The organism is Mesorhizobium sp. B2-4-17 (assembly GCF_006441275.1).
Lineage (GTDB): Bacteria > Pseudomonadota > Alphaproteobacteria > Rhizobiales > Rhizobiaceae > Mesorhizobium.
Window position 1 is genome coordinate 331,784 of record NZ_VFUX01000001.1, and the last position, 17,462, is coordinate 349,245.

The 17,462-nt window shown below is 60.1% G+C and carries 20 protein-coding genes; 15 read left to right on the top strand and 5 right to left on the bottom strand.

Features of this window, described 5'->3' with window-relative positions:
- Positions 1-88: 88 nt before the first annotated feature.
- The gene (locus FJ548_RS01390) at positions 89-862 is read right to left on the bottom strand and encodes an SDR family oxidoreductase (RefSeq protein WP_140764106.1); all 774 of its coding nucleotides are present in this window, start codon (positions 860-862) and stop codon (positions 89-91) included.
- Positions 863-1,162: 300 nt separating this feature from the next.
- Between FJ548_RS01390 and FJ548_RS01395 the strand changes: the two genes are divergently transcribed.
- Positions 1,163-2,185, top strand: a complete 1,023-nt coding sequence (locus FJ548_RS01395) for an alpha/beta hydrolase (RefSeq protein WP_210242632.1) — start codon at positions 1,163-1,165, stop codon at positions 2,183-2,185.
- Positions 2,186-2,755: 570 nt separating this feature from the next.
- A complete protein-coding gene (locus FJ548_RS01400) occupies positions 2,756-3,751 on the top strand; it encodes a LysR family transcriptional regulator (RefSeq protein WP_140610433.1) in 996 nt (331 codons plus the stop codon).
- 67 nt (positions 3,752-3,818) lie between these two features.
- On the opposite strand, the gene FJ548_RS01405 is transcribed toward FJ548_RS01400, so the two are convergent.
- On the bottom strand, positions 3,819-4,259 hold the full coding sequence (locus FJ548_RS01405; RefSeq protein WP_210242633.1) for a DoxX family protein: 441 nt from the start codon (positions 4,257-4,259) through the stop codon (positions 3,819-3,821).
- Positions 4,260-4,571: 312 nt separating this feature from the next.
- On the opposite strand from FJ548_RS01405, the gene FJ548_RS01410 reads away from it, so the two are divergent.
- The 9 genes from FJ548_RS01410 to FJ548_RS01450 all read left to right on the top strand — a co-directional run bounded on the left by FJ548_RS01410 (position 4,572) and on the right by FJ548_RS01450 (position 12,642).
- Complete coding sequence (locus FJ548_RS01410; protein ID WP_181168676.1) at positions 4,572-5,330, top strand: isochorismatase family protein; 759 nt, start codon at positions 4,572-4,574, stop codon at positions 5,328-5,330.
- Between the two features lie 441 nt (positions 5,331-5,771).
- On the top strand, positions 5,772-6,542 hold the full coding sequence (locus tag FJ548_RS01420) for an SDR family oxidoreductase (RefSeq protein ID WP_140776387.1): 771 nt from the start codon (positions 5,772-5,774) through the stop codon (positions 6,540-6,542).
- 71 nt (positions 6,543-6,613) lie between these two features.
- Positions 6,614-6,736 carry a hypothetical protein gene (locus tag FJ548_RS30680; protein ID WP_281407042.1) on the top strand — a complete coding sequence of 41 codons (123 nt, stop codon included), beginning with the start codon at positions 6,614-6,616 and terminating at the stop codon, positions 6,734-6,736.
- Between the two features lie 17 nt (positions 6,737-6,753).
- Positions 6,754-7,836 (top strand): HlyD family secretion protein, encoded by a 1,083-nt coding sequence (locus FJ548_RS01425; RefSeq protein WP_246678527.1) that lies wholly within the window; start codon positions 6,754-6,756, stop codon positions 7,834-7,836.
- Complete coding sequence (locus FJ548_RS01430) at positions 7,833-9,437, top strand: MFS transporter (protein WP_140776391.1); 1,605 nt, start codon at positions 7,833-7,835, stop codon at positions 9,435-9,437. The genes FJ548_RS01425 and FJ548_RS01430 overlap by 4 nt, the downstream gene beginning before the upstream one ends.
- Before the next feature lie 295 nt (positions 9,438-9,732).
- The gene (locus tag FJ548_RS01435) at positions 9,733-10,170 is read left to right on the top strand and encodes an ester cyclase (RefSeq protein WP_140764119.1); all 438 of its coding nucleotides are present in this window, start codon (positions 9,733-9,735) and stop codon (positions 10,168-10,170) included.
- Between the two features lie 10 nt (positions 10,171-10,180).
- Entirely contained in the window at positions 10,181-10,654 is a 474-nt protein-coding gene (locus tag FJ548_RS01440) for an ester cyclase (RefSeq protein ID WP_140776393.1), read from the top strand.
- 27 nt (positions 10,655-10,681) lie between these two features.
- The gene (locus FJ548_RS01445; RefSeq protein ID WP_140776395.1) at positions 10,682-11,635 is read left to right on the top strand and encodes a zinc-binding dehydrogenase; all 954 of its coding nucleotides are present in this window, start codon (positions 10,682-10,684) and stop codon (positions 11,633-11,635) included.
- Positions 11,636-11,772: 137 nt separating this feature from the next.
- On the top strand, positions 11,773-12,642 hold the full coding sequence (locus tag FJ548_RS01450; protein ID WP_140776397.1) for an NmrA/HSCARG family protein: 870 nt from the start codon (positions 11,773-11,775) through the stop codon (positions 12,640-12,642).
- A gap of 91 nt (positions 12,643-12,733) precedes the next feature.
- Here the strand turns inward: FJ548_RS01450 and FJ548_RS01455 are convergent, their stop codons facing one another.
- Positions 12,734-13,342 carry an isochorismatase family cysteine hydrolase gene (locus FJ548_RS01455; RefSeq protein ID WP_140776475.1) on the bottom strand — a complete coding sequence of 203 codons (609 nt, stop codon included), beginning with the start codon at positions 13,340-13,342 and terminating at the stop codon, positions 12,734-12,736.
- A gap of 616 nt (positions 13,343-13,958) precedes the next feature.
- On the opposite strand from FJ548_RS01455, the gene FJ548_RS01465 reads away from it, so the two are divergent.
- The 4 genes from FJ548_RS01465 (at position 13,959) to FJ548_RS01480 (ending at position 16,428) form a co-directional block, all read left to right on the top strand.
- The gene (locus tag FJ548_RS01465) at positions 13,959-14,972 is read left to right on the top strand and encodes an ATP-dependent DNA ligase (RefSeq protein ID WP_140776477.1); all 1,014 of its coding nucleotides are present in this window, start codon (positions 13,959-13,961) and stop codon (positions 14,970-14,972) included.
- Positions 14,973-14,983: 11 nt separating this feature from the next.
- Entirely contained in the window at positions 14,984-15,412 is a 429-nt protein-coding gene (locus FJ548_RS01470; RefSeq protein ID WP_140610429.1) for an HD domain-containing protein, read from the top strand.
- Positions 15,413-15,566: 154 nt separating this feature from the next.
- Positions 15,567-16,094 carry a ferritin-like domain-containing protein gene (locus tag FJ548_RS01475; RefSeq protein WP_140693710.1) on the top strand — a complete coding sequence of 176 codons (528 nt, stop codon included), beginning with the start codon at positions 15,567-15,569 and terminating at the stop codon, positions 16,092-16,094.
- 67 nt (positions 16,095-16,161) lie between these two features.
- A complete protein-coding gene (locus FJ548_RS01480) occupies positions 16,162-16,428 on the top strand; it encodes a hypothetical protein (protein ID WP_226890365.1) in 267 nt (88 codons plus the stop codon).
- An 81-nt stretch (positions 16,429-16,509) separates the two neighbouring features.
- On the opposite strand, the gene FJ548_RS01485 is transcribed toward FJ548_RS01480, so the two are convergent.
- Both FJ548_RS01485 and FJ548_RS01490 read right to left on the bottom strand, forming a co-directional pair.
- On the bottom strand, positions 16,510-17,127 hold the full coding sequence (locus tag FJ548_RS01485) for an NAD(P)H-dependent oxidoreductase (protein WP_140776399.1): 618 nt from the start codon (positions 17,125-17,127) through the stop codon (positions 16,510-16,512).
- 82 nt (positions 17,128-17,209) lie between these two features.
- Complete coding sequence (locus tag FJ548_RS01490) at positions 17,210-17,461, bottom strand: cytochrome C oxidase subunit IV family protein (protein ID WP_140610373.1); 252 nt, start codon at positions 17,459-17,461, stop codon at positions 17,210-17,212.
- Position 17,462 lies beyond the last annotated feature (1 nt).

Genomic DNA, 17,462 nt, shown 5'->3' on the forward strand with positions numbered 1-17,462 from the left:
TCAACCGAGAGACAGTGTTTGCAGACATCTAGGCGCATCATCCAGTCTCCACATTTGGTGTACTTCTCGGAGGAGCAAAGTTTCGAGATTAGAACTCGAATCCACCGATGGTCATGCCTCCATCAACGATCAACATTTGCCCGAATACGTAGCTTGACGCACTTGAGCATAACCAAACGGCGGCTTGTGCGATTTCGCTTGGCTTACCGCCTCGCTTGGCGGGAATCGCGTTGGTCGTCTGCGCAGCGAAGGATGGATTCTGAGCACTTGCGGTGATGACCATCGGCGTCTCGGTCCAACCCGGCGCGAGGGCATTCACGCGAATTCCATGTGCGGCGTTCTCCATCGCCGCGACTCGTGTCAGCCCATGAATGCCGTGTTTTGATGCTGCGTAGGCGCACATTCCGCCGGGGCCGGTAAGCGCGGCGACCGAAGCCGTATTGCAGATGACACCGCCTCCGCTCCGCTTCAGCAGCGGTAGCTCATGCTTCATGCAGAGAAAGACGCTTCGGAGGTTGATCCGTAGAACGCGGTCGAAGTCATCCGTGGGATAATCCTCGATCCGGTGCGCGCCACCGGTAATTCCTGCATTGTTGAAAGCGGCGTCCAGACGGCCCGCTTCAGCATCGATGCGCGCGACAAAGGCCGAAACATCATCCTCCGAGGATACATCGACGCGGCCGACTTCCGCTCTGCCGCCTGCCCCCAAAATAAGGCGCCGGGTCTCTGCAAGGCCTTGCTCGTTCAGGTCCGCGCCAAAAACAAAGCCGCCACGAGCAGCAAACTCCAACGCCGCTTCGCGTCCGATGCCTGAGCCTGCACCGGTCACCAAGACCACTTTGCCATCGAAATCATCCATCATGGTCAAATCCCTCGACTGCGATCTGGAACGGTCAGCAAAGGTCACACGAAACCGCCGTTACCTATCCTCTGATCTTACCTTTCGGCTGCCGGATCTTGATCGACACTGACTTGGATGAGGCCTCCCATGCCAGCCAGATTCCGTCGATGACGACGTTCTATCCGGTAGGCATGTAGCGAAGCGGCGAATCCCGTCCCATCTGCGGTTCAAAGGTGGTCGGTCGCTCGATTTCGCCGTTGCGGACGCAGGAATTCGAAGGCGAAGCAACTCACATGCCGGAAGCATGGAACACGGCGTTCGATGCTATCGGGCTGGCTGAAGCGATTGGCGACGTTACCATTGCGCCTCTTAGTGAGAGGTTTTTTGAACATGAACGGAGAGAGTCTGGTTGACCCTGAACTGCGTCCGTTTCTCGCAAATGGGCCCAGCGTCGGTCTTAGCGCCGCCAGTCTCGCAGACGCGCGAGCAACCGCGCAACAGTACTTCGAGCAACAGGGCATGGCGCTCGAGCAGCCTCGGCTCGCTGTCACCGCGGGCATGAACGGAGCGCCTCCTGTTCAACTGCGCATTTATGCGCCGCCTGGTGCGGGACAAAAGCCAGCAATCCTGAACATTCATGGCGGCGGTTATGTCTTAGGTTCCGCAGCCTCGATCGACGGTCTGAATTGGCAAATGGCGATAGAGAATACGGTGGTTGTGGTGTCGGTGGAGTACAGGCTGGCACCAGAGACGCCATTCCCCGGCCCGATCGAGGATTGCTATGCCGGGCTTCACTGGCTCTTCGAAAATTCAGCTTCGCTCGGCGTGGACCCGCGACGGATCACTATCATGGGAGACAGCGCTGGCGGGGGACTGGCCGCAGCGACGACGCTTCTGGCACGCGATCGAAAGGAGTTTCTACCGGCAGGCGCCATGCTGATCTATCCGATGCTTGATTGCCGGACGGGGTCCGACCAAGACGTTCAGCCCAATCCGACGACCGGCGGATTTGTCTGGACAGCGCAAGACAATCGCTTCGGGTGGTCGGCTATGAAAGGAGCCTATTCGGCAGATGACGATCGGGTGGGCTATTTTTCTCCGAGCCTGACCAGAAGTCTTGACCGCTTCCCGCCTCTGTTCCTGGCCATCGGCGCCCTGGATCTCTTCCTTGAAGAGGGTGTGAACTTCGTCATGCGCGCTTCGCGAGCGGGAGTATCCGTAGAATGCCATGTCTATCCCGGGGCCGTTCACGGGTTTGACTTAATGGGCGATACGGCACTCGGACGCCAATTCCGTCTTGATCGGCGCGCGGCCCTGAACCGATGGAATTCCCGTTTCGGGTAAGTCCATATTGCCTTTGCATATTCTCCCAGCTGGCTGGGAGACGAGGACCAACTCCCAGACGGTCACAGCCCGCTCGTTACTGGGACCGCCTGGGGGAGGTGCCGCCCTACAACCAGGATGTCGAGGACAGAGGCGTCCCCGAGTTAGGTCAGCGGGCTTGAACGCTGGCATCTCGACCGCGTTGCTGGCCTCCACTCCAGTCGACGCCGTTCGCAGTCCCGCCCTGCGTGACAAGCGGAATTGGCCCAAACGGAATGGCCAAGATTACGACGTCCGCGGAAATCGCCTCGCTCGCTGCAACTGGCCTGACGCTCGTGCCCAATTTACGGCCAAATCCGTCAGGGTGGAGGGGCGGCGGCTGTTGGCCAGCATGACCTCGATTCGGTGCTTGGCGAACTGAATTGCGAGGGCGCGCGGCCAATCGCGCCGGACCCGACATTGCATGCGTCATTTCCTTATCGCGCCTTGTTATGGACCCTATACCAGGCCCGGTTGACTCTGTACGCCAAAATGCGAGTATTTGCCCGATTGATTAGCAAATGCTCATTCGTGCGTTGGGAGGAAATCGATATGTCTGATCCGGGGACGCCTACTTTCGACCAATTGCGGGTGTTTCTCGCGGTTGTCGACGTGGGCAGTTTCGCCGGAGCAGCGCGGCAGCTAAACCGGGCGACGTCCGTCATCAGTTACACAATCACCAATCTGGAGGCGCAACTGGGCGTCATGCTCTTCGAGCGAGATTCCACCCGCCGCCCCCAGCTCACCAGCGATGGCCGCGCGTTGCTGACGGCGGCCCGCGACGTGGCATTGGGCTTCAATCGATTACGCGCGAAGGCCAAGGGCCTTCATCAAGGCATCGAATCAGAAGTTCACGTCGCCCTCGACGTGATGCTACCCGCCGCCCGCGTGGTTGAAGCCCTGAGGAATTTCCACGATGAGTTCCCCACGGTCCCGCTCCGGCTGAGAGCCGAGGCTCTTGGCGCCGTGACCCAACTCGTCCTCGATCGGACTTCGATGATCGGCGTTCGCGGCCCTCCCGACGTCGAAATCGACGGCCTGGAGCGCATCGGTGTCGGCTGTGTTCACCTTGTTCCGGTCGCCGCGCCCTCTCATCCGCTGGCACTGGGCGTCAACGCAGTCGGCGCCGGGCGCCATCATGTTCAGTTGGTCCTTACCGATCGCTCGCCGCTGACCGCAGGTTCGGATCTCGGTGTCATAGCCACCCAAACTTGGCGTGTAGCGGATCTTGCCACCAAACACATGCTGCTTCGCGAAGGCATTGGCTGGGGTACGATGCCAGAACCGATGATCGTTGAGGACCTCGCCTCCGGCAGGCTCGTGCTGCTGGACATGCCGGATTTCAAAGGCGGCCATTATCGCTTCTTTGCGATTCACCGAACGGACATGCCTCCTGGTCCCGCCGCGTCGTTCCTGATCAATCAGTTCGTGCGCCAATCGCATGGCATGAATGGTGGCACTTTGCCGGCCTTTGCATCGACTGACGCCGCCGCTCCCATCGTTTTACGACACGAGCATACTCGCGACGACATGGGGTGCAGTGACTAAACAACTAGCCTCCTCAAAGGTGGCTCGCCTCGATTGAGTTCGGCGAACCGGTCGCGCCGCCAAACTTCTAGGTGCGAAATGCATCGAGGCTATAGCGACCCGCGCCGAAGGCTATGACCTGCATCAAACCGCCGGCCATGGTCATGTTTTTCCAAAAATGCATCAACTGATTCACATCAGACCAGGCGTTATGGAAGAAGATGGCGGTGGCGAAGCAATAGACTACAATAATCGCGGCCATCATACGCGTGCGGTAGCCGACCAAAAATGCCACCGTCACGACTGTCTCGACCAAGATCCCTATCGTTAGCCCCAACTGCGGAAACGGCAGACCGACGGAACTGATGAAGGCCATGGTTGCAGTCGGCGCGCCAATCTTGCCGATGCCCGAGATGATGAAAACGCCGCTGATAAAAATCCGGCCAATCAGCGCTGCGATGTCGGTCATCCCATTTCGTTCGGATTTGCCGACGCGCATTGGTATCGCGGGCGTTGCCAAGTCGACCATGAGCCATCCTCCTCCTGACGGTCGCAGCCACGATGGCGCGCCGGATGGAGAGTGAATGTCAGCAGCCGGCGCTCTGGAACAGCCGCATAGTTTTGACATGCGAGTTCGATCAACTCGAATAGTTCGCGTAGCGGACGCCGCATCGTGGTGGCGGGCGGAAGCATCGATCGCCTGAGCGGATGGCTTGTCGATTACGTCGAACGTCGCTCGCGACCTTATCTGGCTGTTCGCGAGCGATGACTGCGGCAAATCCTAGAGATGCAACCAACACCGGAGCAAGGTCATGATCCGATCCCCCTGTGGAGCGCATCGATGAACAAAAATGACGTCATGTCCAAGTCGACGAGCAGGCGAGAAATCCTCCGCGGCGCCGGGGCCATGGCTGGAGCATCGCTGGTCACAGTTGGAGCATCACTCAGTTCCGCCTCCTTTGCTCAGGCACAGGAACCTCCTTCAAAAGGAGTATGGAAGTTTGCTGAATGTGCCCTGTTGCTGGTTGACTACCAACCCGAAATGCTCAGAGCTGTCCGATCTGAAACGAGTTCGGCGCTTATCGAACTGAATGTCAGATTCCTGATCAGGGCCGCGAAGGCATTTGGCGTACCGGTAATTCTAAGTACCGTGGGAGTTGGCGGCAAAGTAAACAGCCCCACGGTTCAGGCCATCGCGGACGAGTTACCCGGAACAACTGCTATCGATCGTTCGACTATGGACGCGTGGGACGACGTCAATATTCGCTCCGCCGTCGAAAAAACAGGCCGGAAGCGCTTGGTCTTCGCAGCGCTCTGGACGGAAATCTGTCTCGCATATCAAATCATCGATGCCCTCCGCGAGGGTTTTGAGGCGATGTTCATCGTCGACGCCGTGGGCGGCCTTTCCCAGGTAGCTCATGAGACTGCCATAAGACGTCTAATTCAGGCCGGCGCTATACCTAACACCTCGCGGGCAATGATTGATGAGTGGTTTCGCGATTGGAAGACCCCTCAGGGAACTGAGTACCGCGCCATCTCTGCGTGGTATGGGTCCGAGCTGCAGAAATTGGCGGGAGCATCTGGGTCGATGGGTGGGTGAACTTCGGATTTGTGCCTTGCGATGAATCCACACCCACCGCGACATGAGCGCCACGCTCGGCAAGCAGCCATGCGGCGTCGAACGTCGCTCGCGACCTGATCTGGCTGTTCGCGAGCGACGACTGTGACAATCCTGGAGACATCCGAGCGTCATCCTCGGTATCTGAGCCGACAATCGTCTGGAAGTTCATCGGGCGGCGGTGATGAACTGGGTCAGCGGCACTCAAGTGAACGATTTCGGCGAGTATAAAGCGACGGGTAACCGCTTCGATTTCGCGGCGTTTCAATTCTACCAAATCGCAGACGGCAAGCTCGCCGAGCACTGGGAAGTTGCGGATTTGCGAAATTCCAGGAGCAGCTCACCGCCAATCCGAAAGCCAATGCCTTCAAGGCATTCCAAGGCAAGTCAACGGCTATCAAGCAAGGAACCCAGGAGAATTGTATGAGCGACATATTGAAGGGCAAGGTGGTTGTCGTCACCGGCGCCTCAAGCGGCATTGGCCGAGCAATTGCCCTCAAGGCGGCAGAACACGGCGCGAAGGCCGTGATTGTCTCCGACATAACCGAGACACCACGCGAGGGCGGCGCGCCAACCGCGGTCGAGATCGAAAAGCTGGGCGTGTCCAGTCTTTTCGTGAAAGCGGACGTCAGCAAGCGGGCAGACAATGATGCCTTGATTGATGCGGCGGATGCCTTCGGGGGCGTTGATGTCATGGTCGCCAACGCGGGAATTACGCTCAAGGCTGACGGTCCCGACGTGGCCGAAGATGACTATCGACGGCTGATGTCGGTGAATCTCGACGGCGTGTTGTTTGGATCGCAAGCAGCAGCGCGTCAGATGAAGGCCAAGGGCAAGCGCGGTAGCATCGTGCTGATGGCCAGCATGGGCGGAATCAACGGGGCCGGGATCACCGTCGCGTATTCCACCAGCAAGGGTGGTGTCGTCCTGATGGCGAAATCCCTGGCGGATGCGCTTGGCGCCGATGGTATCCGCGTGAACGCTGTGGCGCCGGGGACCATCGACACGGTGTTGCTGCGAACGAGCCCTGGCATTGCAGAAGCGGCCGAGGGCTTTCGCAAACGCACCCCGCTGCGCCGCCTTGGTCAACCCTCCGAGATCGGTGATGCTGTCGCCTTCCTGGGCTCGGATTTGTCGAGCTACATCACCGGCATTGCGCTTTTCGTGGACGGAGGGCTTCTTTCGGCACTCTGAGGCCGTCCTCTCATTTCCACTCCATGCCGCCTCGACCCGAGTGGAGAGGCATTTCCCCGGGGTCAACAGACGTGCTTGCCTTCGTCCGCAATGGCTGGGGCAATCACGTGCCGGCGGTCACTGCCGCGCAAGTCGCCAAACTGCACGAGAAGACCGACTCGATCAATGATCAGTTCATCATCCTGAAAATATAGTGATGGTCCACTTGCCAGTGTCTGCCAGCAGCAAAACTCTGCCCCTTCGCATTGCCGTCCTCTTGCTGGCCGCTGGCGTGGTGTTCCTTTTCACCATGAATTGGAACGCCTGGACCGGCTCCGCCAGGACACAGAGCACCGACGACGCGTATCTTGAATCGGACATAACGCCGCTCGCGGCCAGGGTGAGCGGCTATGTGCGCTCGGTTGCGGTCAAGGATTTCCAGCGCGTGAAGGCGGGCGACCTTCTCGTCCAGATCGAAGACGATGACTACAGCGCGCTGGTGGATCAGTCCGAAGCGAATGTCGAGGCCGGCAAGGCGGCAATCGCCAACGTCGAAAATCAGAAAATCCTGCAGCAGGCGTTGATACGTCAGGCAGAGGCCACCATTGCGGCGACAGAGTCGGATGTGTGGCGCTACGAGCGGGATTCGAAGCGCTATCAGTCTCTTCTCACCACGGACGCCGTCTCGCATCAAGCCGCGGAGCAGGCGCTGAACAGCTACAGCCGGGCCACGGCGACGCTTGCTCTCAACCACGCGCAGTTCGATCAGCAGCGCCAGCAGTTGAAGGTGCTCGATACGCAGCAACAGCAGGCCGAAGCGACCCTGAAGGCCCAGAAGGCCGCTTTGACGCTGGCGCGCTTCAATCTTGGCCATACCAGGATTCTCGCACCCGCCGACGGAATGGTGGGCCTGCGCCAGGTGAGGCCTGGGCAGTATGTGGGTATCGGCACCCAGGTGATCTCGATAGTGCCGCTGCCAGACATCTGGGTGGTGGCAAACTACAAGGAGACGCAGTTGACGCGCGTCCGCGTTGGTCAGGCGGCGGCGGTGACCGTCGACAGCGTGCCCGGCGTCGTTCTAAAGGGCCGTGTCGACAGCTGGTCACCCGCCACCGGATCGAGATTCAGCCTGCTGCCACCCGACAACGCGACAGGCAATTTCACCAAGGTGGTGCAGCGCATTCCAGTGAAAATTGTCCTCGATCACGACAGTTCGCAGCTCGAACTCCTGCGTCCGGGGATGTCGGTGACCGCGACTGTCGACACGGGCGGCACAAGCGAAGGCGGCCGGGCAGCGGCGGACGGCCTGCCATGACGGACGTCAGCTTCGGCTTGTCACGATCGGTCTCGACCTCACCGTCTCTCGCACCCCACGGGAATGCATCGTCCACTCCGGCTGTTTGCACCCGGCCTTATATCGGTATCCTCGCTGTGCTGATCGGCTCGATTATTTCCACGCTTGCCGGGCGTATCACAACCTTCGGGCTTGCCGACATTCGCGGTGCCCTCCACGCCGGTGTTGACGAAGGCGCGTGGATCAGCACCGCGCTGACCGTCGGCCAGATGATGATGGGACCGGTCGCGGTATGGCTCGGCGGCACTTTCGGGGTGCGGCGCGTCCTTCTCGGGGCCACCGCGGTCTTTACCCTCCTGTCGGTGTTCATTCCTTACGCCACGAACCTGCCCATCTTCCTCACGTTCTATTTTCTGGGTGGACTGGCTTCGGGAACATTCATTCCACTGACGCTCAGCTTCGTTCTGCGCAATCTGCCGGCGCACCTGGCGGTCTACGGCATTGCCGCCTATGCGATGAACACCGAATTATCGCTGAACATTTCAGCCTCGATCGAGGGCTGGTTTATCGAGAATCTGTCATGGCGGTGGATATTCTGGCAGAACGCCATAGCCACGCCGCTGATGATGCTATGCGTCTGGTTTGGCATTCCACGGGAGCCGATCAATCGCGACTACCTGCGCGGAGCCGACTGGTTCGGCCTTGGCTATTGCAGTGTCGGATTCAGCTTGCTCTATGCCGCGCTCGATCAAGGCAACCGGCTCGATTGGCTGAACTCGGGACTGATTTGCGGGCTCCTCCTGGCCGGATTTCTGCTGGTCATCGCCTTCGTCATCCATGAGCTTCGCCATGATCAGCCGCTGATCAATCTGCGCTTCGTCATATCCGGGAACATTCCGATCCTGGCCGCGCTTTTGATCGCGTTCAGGTTTGTCCTGCTTTCGACGGCGCTGATCATTCCGCAATATCTGGCGACGGTGCAGGGCTTCAAATCGCTTCAGACGGGCGACGTGCTGTTATGGATCGCGGCCCCTCAGCTTGTGCTTGCCCCCTTGATCGGCAAACTGCTTAAGCATGTCGACGCCCGGCTTCCCCTCGCGGCGGGTTTCGTGCTGATCGGCGTGGCGTGTTTCATGGCCACTGGCCTCACGCAGGATTGGGCAAGCGACGACTTCCTCCCGTCCCAGATCGTGCAGGCAATTGGCCAGTCGCTTGGTTTCATATCCCTGATCTGGTTCGCCACCAGACACATTTATCGCGGCGACGCCTTTACTTTCGGCGCTTTCCTGCAAACGTTCCGGCTCTTCGGTGGGGAGCTCGGCGTTGCCTTCATTGGAACGTTCCTCAGGGTGCGCGAGCAGATCCATTCGAACCTGATTGGCCTCCACGTAGCCGCTGGCTCCTACCTCACCGACCAACGGCTCGACCAATACAGGGCCGCGGTCACCGCCCGGTCGGTGGGGCCGGCTGAAGCCAATTCGCGGGCCGCGGCTCTTCTTGCACGCGTCGTGCAAACGCAATCCAACCTGCTGTCTTATATCGACGGCTTTGTCGTGATCGGATTTTCCGCGGTCGGCTGCCTCGCTCTGGTCGCTTTGCTTCGATCCCCGCCCGCGGAATAGCGCCTATAGGCTGAAAGCTGTTTGGTGATTGACGCCGCCGGCATGTGACGTGCTTCGGGCTCGAATCTCACGTCCACAGGGAGACCTCAGCGTCTTATTTTGGCGCCGTGGCAGAGCGGCCTGAGCCCCTGAAGCGGCAGGCGGCGTGACCGCTTCGTAGCGCTCAGCTTATCGAGCGGATCGAAGTCATCGCTCGATATTATTCGAATTACGGAAAATCGGCGGACCCGGCATGTTGCATGCAGCAGCGCAAACGTCGTGGCCCGTGACAGCTCTGAACTAAAAGGAGATTCCAGTGACCGATAATCTCAACCACAGTGCCAAGGACATCGTTCGCCGTAACACCGAAGAGGTGCAAGGCGGAGGGAATTGGGCTCTGTTCAATAAACTTTTTTCGGACGACTTCTTCGATCATACACCTCAGCCCGGCGGCACCCGCGACAAGGCCGGCGTCCTCGTCCTCTACAAGCGCTTGCGCGAGGCGTTCCCGGATTTCACGCCAGAAATCCATTGGCAGCGCATCGACGGTGACGTGGTCACCACCTTCAAGACATATCATGGCACGCATCGGGGAAACTTCCTCGGCGTCGCCGGCACCGGCAAGAAGGTCAGCTTCGAGACCGTCGATGCGATGCGCGTCGTCAATGGCAAGATTACCGAGCACTGGGGCGTCGCCAACCTCTACTCCGCCATGCAGCAGTTGGGCGCGATCGCTCCGCTCCCGCGAGCCTGAGGGGGAAGGCATGAAGTCTCTTGTCGCATTGATCGCAGGGTCGTTGCTCACTGCTCAGGCGAGCGCGGCGCCCCTGTCCAACGACCCGAAACACATCGCATCACAATGGTACCAAGCGTTTGCACGTCATGATGCAAAACTGCTTGAGAGCATATTGGCGTCGAGCTGGGTCGACATCCCCTCGCCACCGGGCACTCCACACGGTCCCGAAGCCGCGAAAGCGGCTATGACGATGCTTGTGGGAGCATTCCCCGATTTCGACATCAAGATCGATGACGTTATTCAAGAAGGAAACAAAGTCGTCGTGCGATCGACCATCACTGGAACGCAGCGCCAGACTTTTGCCGGTCTGCCCGCAACCGGCCGATCGATGAAGATCCAGGCTGTCGACATCCACGAAATCGAGAACGGCAAGATCGTTCGCACCTGGCACACCGAGGACTGGATGACCGGTCTGCGGCAACTGGGCCACCTGCCTCGATAGGAAATCGAGATCACAAGGACAAACGCCATGTCTGCTGTCATCCGTATACGCCGCACTGGAGACCCGTCGGTTCTCGTTCTTGAGGAGGATGCGGTCGGTGCCCCCGGTCGAGGTCAGGTCAAGCTTCACCAGGACGCGATCGGCGTGAATTTCATCGACACGATGTTCCGTTCGGGAGCCTTTCGAACGGAGTTACCCTTCGTACCCGGAGTCGAGGCCGCCGGCGTTGTCGCGCAGACGGGCCCAGAGACGGAGGGCTTCAAGGTCGGCGATCGAATTGCCTATTTCTTTGCTCCCGGTGCCTATGCCAGCGAGCGGCTTATCGACGTCGCGCCTCTTGTGCATCTGCCGGACGACGTGCCTGCCGAAATCGCGGCGGGATTACTGACGAAAGGCATAACGGCCTGGCTGGCCGTCAAAAGGCTGCATGAAGTGCGGCCGGGCGACACGATCCTGGTTCAGGGCGCAACGGGTGGCGTCGGCTCGTTGGTTGCGCGCTGGGCCAAAGCGTTGGGCGCGACCGTCATCGCCGTTGGCTCAAGCGCCAAACTTGGGCGCATTTCGGCCGACGCGGATCATGCCCTCGCGTCCGATCAAGCCAACCTTCCTGACCGCATTCGCGCCATCGCACCCAAAGGCGTCGACATCGTCTACGAATTCGTGGGCAGGGCAACGTTTGCGGCCTCGGCTGGCGCGGTTCGGAATGGCGGAGCGATTTTCACCATCGGCGCTTCTTCAGGCCCTCCGGACATCGATCAGCAGGCACTCGCCGTGCGCGACGTCAAACTCGGCCAGGCGAGCGCCGCCGCCATCGTGAAAGGCTCAATGCTGGCCCAGGCGGCCACCGAAGTCTTTGATCAGTGGAGGGACGGCATCTTCGGGGAAATCGAGCTTCATCGCTACCGGCTGGCGGAGGCGGCGCAGGCGCACGCGGACTACAGCACTCGCCGGATTGGTCCAAATCCGATTCTCTTACCTTGAGGGGCGCCCCCGGCCGGGAAGCAACATTGCCTGCGCCGGGGAACGTGTGACCGCATCAGTCAGTAGGCCTTCCAGCACAGCAAGCGGTGGAGCACTCATATTCAGAACGTCAATCAAACCCAACACGGAGAAGTCTCATGACCATCCTCGTCATCGGCGCCACCGGCAATGTCGGCAGCCAAGTCGTCGCACAACTCGTCGGGCGCGGTGCCGACGTGCGAGCACTTGTCCGCGATCCCGCAAAGGCCAAGGTCCCAGCGGGCGTCACCGTCGTGCGGGGCGATCTGCTCGACGTCGATTCGCTGCGCAGTGCGATATCCGGCGTCTCGACGCTGTTCCTGGTCAACGGCGTGGTTGCCGACGAGTTCACACAGGCGCTGGTTGCCCTCAACGTGGCTCGTGAAGCCGGCATCGAGCGGATCGTCTACCTCTCGGTGATCCATAGTGACCTCTATGCGAACGTGCCCCACTTCGCGGGTAAGTTCGGCGTTGAGCGGATGATCGAGCAGATGGGCCTCAACGCCACGATCCTGCGCCCGGCCTACTTCATCAACAACGACGTCGCCATCAAGGACGTGATCACCGGCCACGGCATTTACCCAATGCCGATCGGCAGCAAGGGCCTGGCGATGGTCGATATACGTGACGTCGGCGAGATTGCGGCGATCGAGCTGGTCCGCCGGGAAAAGGCCTCCATGCCGCTCCCACTCGATCGTATCAACGTCGTCGGTCCCGACACGCTGACCGGCGAAGACGTCGCTGCCATCTGGACCGAAGTGCTAGGCCGCACGATCGCCTTCCCCGGCAACGATACCGCCGGCTTCGAGCAGAACTTTCGCCAGTTCATGCCGAGTTGGATGGCGCTGGATATGCGCCTGATGGCCGAGCGCTTCATCACCGAAGGCATGGTGCCCAATGCGGGCGACGTCGAACGCCTCACCAAGCTCTTGGGACGCTCTCTGCGGTCTTACCGCGACTTCGCCTCCGAGATCGCGGCGTCGGCCTGACAGGCGACGTCACCGTGGAATTCAAAAATGGGGAATATCAACTCGGCATCGCCTTGATCGATCTGGACGCGTCGGCATAGGCCCTGGAGTTTCAACTCCAACTCGACAAGACCGTTTCCATCTCAACGGTTTCAACCTGCTGTGCGAACCTCTGGTGATAGACTGTCATGAGCGCATCGTGCGTCGCATCGGAAGAGCTGCACAGCGCATCTGTTACCAGCACGACGCGATAGCCGATGTCGATCGCGCCAAGGACTGTGGCCAGGACGCAGACATCCGTCTCGCCGCCGGTTATGACGAGCGTATCGATCCGGCGCTTTGAAAGCAGCGCTTGAAGATTGCCCTCCGGCCATGGCGAATAGACGTGCTTGTCGACGACGACCGCTGGCGGGCAATGGATCGCCAGTTCGGGCAGGAGCTTGATCATTTCGGGGCCAATCTGGTCGATCGTCATCGACCCCCACCGTTCATAGTAGCGTTTCCATGAACCGACGCCATGCCCCGGTTTTTGGGCCGGCAGGAAACGGGTGAAAACCGTCTCGGCAGCTCGTCTTTCAACAAGCTCGACGATGCGAGGAAGGACGCGGGAAATCCACGGCGTTGCCCATTGCGAGGGTTCCGCGAACAGCCGCTGCATGTCGACACAGAGATGGACACACCGGTCGCCCAAGGGGCCGTATGCCAAGCCCGGCGCCGACATCAAGGCACACTGATTTCGAAAAAATCCGCAATCCACCTGCGCAATGCGAAATTGGCGGCAGGTCGGTCTGCGAGCGATAGCAAAACCCTGTTCAAATCCGGCGCTCCAGCTTGGGTTGGTGCCGGACAACGCTATGCGTTCGAACTCGTTCCTCTCGTCGAAACCACATCCTGCGTCGGACGTTCAGCTGCAGTGACGCTCGGAACGGCAGGATCCAAATGACAGGTGCGGAACGAAGTGGGGGATGTCTATGCGGCAACATTCGTTACCGCGTCACATCCCAGCCGCGTGTCCATTACTGCCATTGCGATATGTGCCGCCGCGCGACCGGCAGCGCCTTCGCGGTGCTGGGCTGGGTACCCTCGGCCAGCCTTTGGTGGCTCAAGGACAAGCCATTCCACCGCCGGTCATCGCCGATCGCGCAAAGAGGTTTTTGCCGCGATTGCGGGTCTCCCATCACATTGGCTTATGACGCGTCGCCGAGTGAAATTGCCCTGCATGTCGGAACGTTCGATGATCCCTCGGATCTCACACCACATTACAATTACGGATCGGGCCAACGGCTAGGATGGATCTGCTGCGGGATCGATCTGCCGCACCACGACACGGAAGAGCGATGGTAGTAGCCGTCAAAAACCTGTTTGCCCTGCCTCAGGATACGCCTCCAATGGAGGCCAAGGCTGCCGATACGCTTCCACGCGATAACGGCGCTTGGCAATACGAGCCGAAATGGGATGGCTTTCGCTGCCTTGCTTTTAAAAACGCGGAGACCGTCGATCTGCGCGCGAAATCGGGAAAGCCGCTTGGCCGGTATTTTCCGGAGCTGGTGGCGATGCTCGGCGAGATCGAAGCCCACGATTTCGTTGTCGATGGTGAAATCACGATCGAAATCGACGGACGTCCTTCCTTCGACGCGCTGCAAATGCGCTTGCATCCGGCCGAGAGCCGAATCCGCAAACTGAGCGTGGAAACCCCTGCCCGGTTCATCGTGTTCGACATTCTGGTCGCGCGGGGCGGCAAGATCTTGCTCGACCATCCGCTGACAGAGCGACGCGCTGTCCTCCAAGACTTCATAGCCGGGGCGGCGCGCGCCGCATTGCGGCTGTCGCCCTGCACCACCGATGCAACAGTCGCCGCGCGTTGGCTGCAAGAAACCAGCCACGGCTCGACTGACGGCGTTGTCGCAAAACCGCGCGCTGAGCCCTACCGACCGGGCGAACGCGCAATGGTCAAGGTGAAACGGCTGCGCACGGCCGACTGCGTGGTCGGCGGGTTCCGCTATCTGACCAACAGCAGCGAGGTCGGCTCACTTCTGCTCGGCCTTTACAATGACCAAGGCGAGCTCGACCATGTCGGCTTCACATCGACGATCGCCAGGGACGACCGGGCCGGGCTCACCAGAAAGCTCGAAAAGCTGCGCGGCGGTCCTGGCTTTACCGGGAAAGCGCCGGGCGGCCCGAGCCGCTGGAGTACGGAGCGCAGCGGCGAGTGGGAGGCGCTGCGGCCGGAACTTGTGGTCGAGGTCCGGTTCGACCATGTCACCGGCAATCGGTTCCGGCATGGAACCAAGCTGTTGCGGTGGCGGCCGGACAAGGCCCCGCGGCAGTGCACGTTCGAACAGATCGATTGATGGAGGCAGAGATGAGCATGCTTTTTCGAGCGGCGAAAATCGCCGAGGAAGCGCACAAGGCGCAGACCGACAAGACCGGGCGGCCGTATATCGAACATTGCAGGCGCGTTGCGGATGCGGTCGAAACGCTCGATCAGAAGATCATCGCGTACCTACACGATGTCCTGGAAAAGGGCGAAGGCTGGACACCGCACCACCTGGAGGAGGCAGGCTTTAGTCCTGCGATTGTTTCGGCCGTCGACGCATTGACGAAACGGGATGGCGAGGACGACGCCGCTTTCGTGCGCAGGGCCGCGTCGAACAGATTGGCATTGCCGGTCAAACGGGCGGACCTCAACGACAATCTATGGCAGGTCCGCCAAACGGGCGGCTCGACCGCCAAATACGAGGAAGGTCTGCGCATTCTCTCCGAAGAATTCGCCACGCGACCCGGCGTTTGAAAGCAAACAGCCCGACCTTCTCGCGTTCTCGTCGAAGACTAACAGCCGTTGCGTCTCTTTGTGATTTGAGCCGGAACAACCCGCACAGTCGCAGGTTAACGAAGGACTTCACCCGCCAGGTGAAGGCCTCAACACAATCCATGGGAGACCAATCATGGCGACTGCCAAGAGAGCGACGAAAGCGGAAACGAAAGGGCTTGAGACACTGTTCCTCGATGGCCTCAAGGACATCTACTACGCCGAAAAGAAAATACTGAAAGCGCTGCCGAAAATGGCCAAGGGCGCCGAGGCCGAAGAGGTGGCGGCCGCGTTCGAAAAGCACCGGACGGAAACCGAGGGCCAGGTCGATCGTCTCGAGCAGATATTCGACCTCCTCGACAAGCCGGCGCGGGGCAAGACATGCCCGGCCATTGACGGCATTCTCGAGGAGGGGGCGGAGATCCTCGAGGATTATGGCGGCGCTCCGGCGCTTGACGCCGGCCTCGTGGGCGCCGCACAGGCCGTGGAGCACTATGAGATCGCCCGCTATGGCACGCTGATCGCCTGGGCCGAGCAGCTCGGCAAGAAGGATATCGTCCAGCTCCTCAACCAGACGTTGGAAGAGGAGGTGGCGACCGACGAAGCCTTGACCGAACTTGGCGAGGGCGGCGTCAATGAGCGTGCGTTGCAGCAAGCCGCGTGATGCCTGATTTTGCCCCGGCGCAAGGCGCCGGGGCAAGCACCGAAAGGCGCAGGATTGGAGGATGAAGATGGCCCCTCGCGACAAACGAGCCGAAACGGACCAGACCGACGCTCCGTCAATCGCGCAACAGGACTGGGATGCCATTAAAGGCGCAAAGATTCTTCCCGACAGCGTGTCGGACGATGATGACGAGCCGTCCGACATCGAGAAGGACGGCGAGTTGCCGGAGGAAGATGACGACAACGCCTACCAGAACAGCGATGAAGCCTTGCCGGATGACGACGAGGAACGCGCGATCGGACGTGACCAGGAAGGGCGGTTCGACGAGGAATGAAGGGCAAGGCCGGCCAGAGCTGTTTGTCTGGCCGCGCCGCCATTTCCGCTGCGGACGGCATTCGCAGCGAGCGGGGCGAGTTCAGCCCGCCACTCCCGGATAATTTTCGGCCTTGAGCAGCTTGGCCAGATGGGCCGCGTTCGACGCGGCCATCTCGATCATCTCGACGACGGCCTCCGGCGTCCCCGGCAGGTCGACATAGTTGATGTCGCCCATCGCCTCACCAACCCAATAGATGCCGCCATTGGCGGGGACCGTGAAACCGACATCGTTCAGCGCCTGGAAACAAGCAGCATGGCAAGCATGTGCGCCATCCTCGTTGCCGACGATCGCAACCAGCGCCACCTTGCCGGCTGCCGGCATCCGGCTTCTGTTGTCGGTCTCGGACAGAAATGCGTCCATGCGTTCGAGAACGCGCTTGGCGACGCTCGACGGCTGGCCGAGCCAAATCGGCAGGCCAAGAATGAAGATATCGGCGTCGATGATCTTCTTGCGTAGTTTTGGCCAGTCGTCATCCTTGCCCATGTCCGACAGCACACCCGGCTTGATGTCATGATCGAGCGCGCGGACGATCTCGCCCTCCACGCCGTGCGGTACCATCGCCGCCAGCAAATCCCCCAGTAACCGGTCGGTCGATGATTTCTCGGTGTCGCCGGAGTTTTTCAAAGTGCAGTTGAGAGCAAAGGCGGTAAGTGACATCGGGCAAATCCCTGCGTTTCCAGCCCCAACGCACGGGATGGCGTGAAGTTGCCGCCGATATGGTCCCGGCTCATACTCGCGCCTATTGCCCGACCAAAGTCAGCCCGAACAGAATTACCAGCCACAGCCCGACAGCCGCGACGACGAGCCTCGGAAGACCTTTGCTTGTCAAATGCATGAACAGCAGCGCGATCACCGCTGTCTTGGCGGCTGCTATCGCGAGGTTGATAGCAGAATTGAACCCACCGAGATCGAGAAAGGACGAACCGACGGTCAGTCCCAGCAGGGTCAGAAGTCCGCCATAAGCAAAGGAAAGTTTTCGAAGTTCGCCCATC

What these genes read in the sequence shown, in the direction of transcription:
- FJ548_RS01390 (WP_140764106.1), bottom strand. Translation starts at nt 862, where the DNA reads ATGATGGATGATTTCGATGGCAAAGTGGTCTTGGTGACCGGTGCAGGC.
- FJ548_RS01395 (WP_210242632.1), top strand. Translation starts at nt 1,163, where the DNA reads ATGCTATCGGGCTGGCTGAAGCGATTGGCGACGTTACCATTGCGCCTC.
- FJ548_RS01400 (WP_140610433.1), top strand. Translation starts at nt 2,756, where the DNA reads ATGTCTGATCCGGGGACGCCTACTTTCGACCAATTGCGGGTGTTTCTC.
- FJ548_RS01405 (WP_210242633.1), bottom strand. Translation starts at nt 4,259, where the DNA reads ATGGTCGACTTGGCAACGCCCGCGATACCAATGCGCGTCGGCAAATCC.
- FJ548_RS01410 (WP_181168676.1), top strand. Translation starts at nt 4,572, where the DNA reads ATGAACAAAAATGACGTCATGTCCAAGTCGACGAGCAGGCGAGAAATC.
- FJ548_RS01420 (WP_140776387.1), top strand. Translation starts at nt 5,772, where the DNA reads ATGAGCGACATATTGAAGGGCAAGGTGGTTGTCGTCACCGGCGCCTCA.
- FJ548_RS01430 (WP_140776391.1), top strand. Translation starts at nt 7,833, where the DNA reads ATGACGGACGTCAGCTTCGGCTTGTCACGATCGGTCTCGACCTCACCG.
- FJ548_RS01440 (WP_140776393.1), top strand. Translation starts at nt 10,181, where the DNA reads ATGAAGTCTCTTGTCGCATTGATCGCAGGGTCGTTGCTCACTGCTCAG.
- FJ548_RS01445 (WP_140776395.1), top strand. Translation starts at nt 10,682, where the DNA reads ATGTCTGCTGTCATCCGTATACGCCGCACTGGAGACCCGTCGGTTCTC.
- FJ548_RS01450 (WP_140776397.1), top strand. Translation starts at nt 11,773, where the DNA reads ATGACCATCCTCGTCATCGGCGCCACCGGCAATGTCGGCAGCCAAGTC.
- FJ548_RS01455 (WP_140776475.1), bottom strand. Translation starts at nt 13,342, where the DNA reads ATGTCGGCGCCGGGCTTGGCATACGGCCCCTTGGGCGACCGGTGTGTC.
- FJ548_RS01465 (WP_140776477.1), top strand. Translation starts at nt 13,959, where the DNA reads ATGGTAGTAGCCGTCAAAAACCTGTTTGCCCTGCCTCAGGATACGCCT.
- FJ548_RS01470 (WP_140610429.1), top strand. Translation starts at nt 14,984, where the DNA reads ATGAGCATGCTTTTTCGAGCGGCGAAAATCGCCGAGGAAGCGCACAAG.
- FJ548_RS01475 (WP_140693710.1), top strand. Translation starts at nt 15,567, where the DNA reads ATGGCGACTGCCAAGAGAGCGACGAAAGCGGAAACGAAAGGGCTTGAG.
- FJ548_RS01480 (WP_226890365.1), top strand. Translation starts at nt 16,162, where the DNA reads ATGGCCCCTCGCGACAAACGAGCCGAAACGGACCAGACCGACGCTCCG.
- FJ548_RS01485 (WP_140776399.1), bottom strand. Translation starts at nt 17,127, where the DNA reads ATGTCACTTACCGCCTTTGCTCTCAACTGCACTTTGAAAAACTCCGGC.
- FJ548_RS01490 (WP_140610373.1), bottom strand. Translation starts at nt 17,461, where the DNA reads ATGGGCGAACTTCGAAAACTTTCCTTTGCTTATGGCGGACTTCTGACC.